The sequence below is a fragment of the Oceanospirillum linum genome, assembly GCF_001995095.2.
Classification (GTDB): domain Bacteria; phylum Pseudomonadota; class Gammaproteobacteria; order Pseudomonadales; family Halomonadaceae; genus Oceanospirillum; species Oceanospirillum linum.
The window spans coordinates 1-413 of sequence record NZ_MTSD02000163.1; the positions used below are offsets into that span (position 1 = coordinate 1).

A 413-nucleotide genomic window follows, 5' to 3' on the forward strand; every position below is an offset into this window, starting at 1 on the left:
TGCTTCCGTTATCAATAATGGCCTGCTCACCATCTCCACTGAGCGTAGCTGGGCGATGACGCACAGTATCAGCGGTAGCGGTGATGTGACAAAACTGGGTACCGGGATCCTGACTCTTAACAACGATTCCGCGGCGTATCAGGGTACGACGGATATCGTGGGGGGGGAAATTGCTTTCGGTTCCGACTCTGCCATTAATATGGCAAGTCAACACATTAATATCCATAACAGCGGTGTGATGTCGGGAAATGTCACCACTGCAGGTGATATGAACGTTATGCCTGGGGGGGGCACTGCGTGTCGCTAAAACCACTATCGGCGGCAACCTGGAGAATGGCGGCACGGTTCAAATGAATAGCGAAGGGGGGAAACCGGGGAATGTACTGACCGTTAACGGCAACTATACCGGAAAC

Annotated in this window: 1 protein-coding gene; it reads left to right on the plus strand. The window is 52.5% G+C overall.

Annotation, left to right across the window (positions count from 1 at the left end):
• A partial coding sequence (locus tag BTA35_RS17140; protein ID WP_202931321.1) for an autotransporter-associated beta strand repeat-containing protein occupies positions 1 to 307 on the plus strand: 307 nt, incomplete at its 5' end.
• Between the last annotated feature and the right edge of the window lie 106 nt (positions 308 to 413).